The sequence below is a fragment of the Streptomyces mayonensis genome, assembly GCF_018982965.1.
Classification (GTDB): Bacteria; Actinomycetota; Actinomycetes; order Streptomycetales; family Streptomycetaceae; genus Streptomyces; species Streptomyces mayonensis.
The window spans coordinates 1-3,789 of record NZ_JACBYP010000236.1 but is presented as its reverse complement, the minus strand read 5'-3'; the positions used below and the strand labels follow the sequence as shown (position 1 = coordinate 3,789).

Annotated in this window: 2 protein-coding genes; both read left to right on the top strand. The window is 73.4% G+C overall.

The genetic code is table 11. From position 1 onward, the window contains the following. Nucleotides 1-234 precede the first annotated feature (234 nt). Nucleotides 235-1,221, top strand: a complete 987-nt coding sequence (locus tag HZS56_RS37495) for a TAXI family TRAP transporter solute-binding subunit (RefSeq protein WP_216725273.1) — start codon at nt 235-237, stop codon at nt 1,219-1,221. Nucleotides 1,222-1,349: 128 nt separating this feature from the next. Continuing rightward, complete coding sequence (gene htpG, locus HZS56_RS37490) at nt 1,350-3,254, top strand: molecular chaperone HtpG (RefSeq protein WP_216725272.1); 1,905 nt, start codon at nt 1,350-1,352, stop codon at nt 3,252-3,254. Nucleotides 3,255-3,789: the final 535 nt, after the last annotated feature.

Genomic DNA, 3,789 nt, shown 5'->3' with positions numbered 1-3,789 from the left:
GTGCGGGGTGTCGAGCGGTGGAGGGCTTCGGTGAGGCAGTGTGCGGGGTGTCGAGCGGCGGAGGTGTTCGGTGAGGCAGTGTGCGGGGTGTCGAGCGGCGGAGGTGTTCGGTGAGGCAGCGCGTGGTGTGTCGAGCGGTGAAGGGTCTTCGGTGAGGCAGTGCGGGGCGGCGGGGGCGCGGGGCGGGTGGCCCGGCGTTCTCGGGAGTGGTGCACCGGCGGCGGGCGGTGCCCGGTGAACCGGCGTGCCGTCCTGCGTGCCGCGTGCGGCACGGCTGCCGCGGGTGCGCTCGGCGGCCTGCTCGCGGGCGACCTCGCCCACGGGCGGTCCGGGCCGAGCGGCCTGCTGCGGCTGGCCAGCGGTGAACCGACCGCCTTCTACGCCGCCTTCGGCGGGCTCCTCGCCGCTCAGCTCGAGGCGACCCACTCGGGGCTGCGCTGCCGCGTCCGCACCACCGCCGGCAGCATCACCAACATCGAACTCCTCCGCGACGGCCGCGCCGACCTCGGCCTCGTCCTCACCGACACCGCCCGGGCCGCCCAAGGCAGCAGCACGGTCTTCCCGCGGCCCGTGCCGCTGAGGGCGATCGGCCGGGTCTACGAGACCTACCTCCAGTTCGCCGTGCGCGCCGACGCCCCGGTGCGCAGCGTCGCCGACCTGGCCGGGCACCCCGTCTCCCTCGGCGCGGTCGGCTCCGGGGCGGCCCACCTCGGCGCCCGCCTGCTGCGCGCCGCCGGCCTGTCGCCGGACACCGACGTCCCCGTACGGCACCTGCGCCTCGCCGACGCGGCCGCAGCCCTGCACTCCGGCAGCGTCGTCGGGCTGCTGGTCGCGGGCGGCGTGCCCCTGCCCACCCTCTCCGCCCTCGACCGCGATCCCGGCCTGCGCTTCCTCCCGCTCGCCGACCTCCTGCCCGGCCTCGCCGGCGGCCGGGACGGCATGGCCGCCGCGGGACTGGAGGAGGTGACCCTGCCGCAGAGCGCCTACCGTTCCTCGGCCGGTGTCGCCACCGTCGGCGTCTCCAACCTGCTCGTGTGCCGTCCCGACCTCGACCCCGAGATCGCCGGCGCCCTCACCCGCCTCCTCGTACGGCGCGCCCCCGAGTTCGTGCCCGAGCACGCCGTCGGGGCCCAGTTCCTGGACGTCCGCAGCCTCATCGGCACGGGCAGCGTGCCGCTGCACCCCGGCGCGGTGGCGGCGTACCGCTCGCTGCACGGCTGAGGGCGCGCGCCCCGCGCACCGGCCCGGTCCCGCAAGCCGCGACGACCGGATCCGTCGGCCGTCCGCGCTGTTCTAGAGTTGCCGGTGCCAGTGCAGACCAACTGTGACCTGTGAGGTACTCACCAGCCATGACGACCGAAACGTTTGAGTTCCAGGTAGAGGCGCGTCAGCTGTTGCAGCTGATGATTCACTCCGTCTACTCGAACAAGGATGTCTTCCTGCGCGAGCTGGTCTCCAACGCCTCCGACGCGCTGGACAAGCTGCGCCTGGCCTCCCTGCGGGAGGACGCGCCCGACGCCGACGTGAGCGACCTGCACATCGAGCTGGAGACCGACCCCGACGTCCGTACCCTCACCGTGCGCGACAACGGCATCGGCATGTCCTACGAGGAGGTCACCCGGCTGATCGGCACCATCGCCAACTCGGGCACCGCCAAGTTCCTCGAGGAACTGCGCGAGGCCAAGGACGCGGCCGGGGCCGACGGGCTCATCGGCCGGTTCGGCGTCGGCTTCTACTCGGGGTTCATGGTGGCCGACGAGGTCACCCTCGTCACCCGGCACGCCGGCGAGACCCAGGGCACCCGCTGGACGTCGAAGGGCGAGGGCACCTACACCCTGGAACGGCTCGACGAGGCTCCGCAGGGCACCTCCGTCACCCTGCACCTCAAGCCGGCCGACTCCGACGACCAGCTCCACGACTACACGTCCGAGTGGAAGATCCGGGAGATCGTCAAGAAGTACTCGGACTTCATCACCTGGCCGGTCCGTCTGCTGCCCCGGCCGGGCGAGGACGACGCCGCCGAAGCCCGTGAGGCGGAGACGCTCAACTCGATGAAGGCCCTGTGGGCCCGCCCGCGCGACGAGGTCTCCGACGAGGAGTACCACGAGCTCTACAAGCACATCGGGCACGACTGGCGCGACCCCCTGGAGACCATCCGGCTCCAGGCCGAGGGCACCTTCGAGTACCAGGCCCTGCTCTTCGTGCCCGCGCACGCCCCGCACGACCTGTTCACGCAGGGCTACCAGCGCGGCGTGCAGCTCTACGTCAAGCGCGTCTTCATCATGGACGACTGCGAGGAACTGCTCCCGCCCTACCTCCGCTTCGTCAAGGGCGTCGTCGACGCGCAGGACCTCTCGCTCAACGTCTCCCGCGAGATCCTGCAGCAGGACCGCCACATCCGCATGATCCAGCGCCGTCTGACGAAGAAGGTCCTCTCCACGGTCAAGGACCTCAGGACGTCGGCGCCCGAGCGCTACGCCACCTTCTGGCGGGAGTTCGGCGCGGTCCTGAAGGAAGGCCTGGTCACCGACTCCGACAACCGGGACGCGATCCTCGCCGCCTCCTCGTTCGAGAGCACGCACGACGCCGACGCGCCGACCGCGCTGAACGCCTACGTGGAGCGGATGAAGGACGGCCAGGACGCCGTCTACTACCTGACGGGCGAGTCCCGCGGCGCCATCGAGAACTCCCCGCACATGGAGGCGTTCCGGGCCAAGGGCGTCGAGGTCCTGCTGCTGACCGACGCCGTCGACGAGGTCTGGGTCGACGCGGTGGGGGAGTACGACGGCAAGCCGCTGCGCTCGGTGGCCAAGGGCGAGATCGACCTCTCCGGCACCGAGGACGACAAGAACGAGGAGGAGAAGGAGAAGCAGGGCGAGGAGTACGCCGGGCTGCTCGGCTGGATGTCGGAGCACCTGGCCGAGGAGGTCAAGGAGGTCCGCCTCTCCTCGCGCCTCACGGTCTCACCGGCCTGTGTCGTCTCCGACGCGGGCGAACTCACGCCCGCCCTGGAGAACATGTACCGGGCGATGGGCCAGGAGGTGCCCGGTGCCAAGCGGATCCTCGAACTCAACCCCGAGCACCAGCTGGTGAAGTCCCTGAACCGGGCCTGGACCGACCGGGCCGACCGCGCGGAGCTCACCGAGACCGCCGAACTGCTGCACGCCCTCGCCGTACTCGCCGAAGGCGGCCGGCCCAAGGACCCCTCCCGGTTCGTGCAGCTGATGGCGGACCGTCTGGAGCGCACGGTGTAGCCGGACACGGCACGAGGTGGAGCCCCGTGGCGGTCGCCCCGGGGACGAGGTGGGCCCCCGTGGCAGTGGCCGCGGGGGCCCACCGGCGTGGGGGGGGGGGGCCGGCGCCGCGGGGCGGCGGGGGGCGGGGGGCGGCGGGCGGCGGCGGCGGGCCGGGGGGGGGGGGCGCGGGGGGGGGGGGGGGCCCCGGGGGGGGGGGGGGGGGGGGCCCCCCGGGGGGGGGGCCCCCGGCCCGGGGGGGGGGGGGGGCCAGGGACGCACGGGCCGGAGCGCCGCTTCCGGTGGGCGGACGTCCGCCATCCGCATGGCGAGACGGTGTGGCACCCGGAGCGCCGTCCTCCGTATATTCGCACGCATGTATGCATCCGCTCCGCTGCTGTGCCTCGCGCTCTTCGCGTGCTCGGCGTGGTGCGTCGACGACGGCCTCTGTCGCCGCTGAGCCCCCCGCCGGCCGGTGCTCCCGCGCCGCCGGAGCCGCCAGCGCCCGCCGTCCCCGTGCACCCCCTCCCGGAGAATCTTCCGTGACCACCGCGCC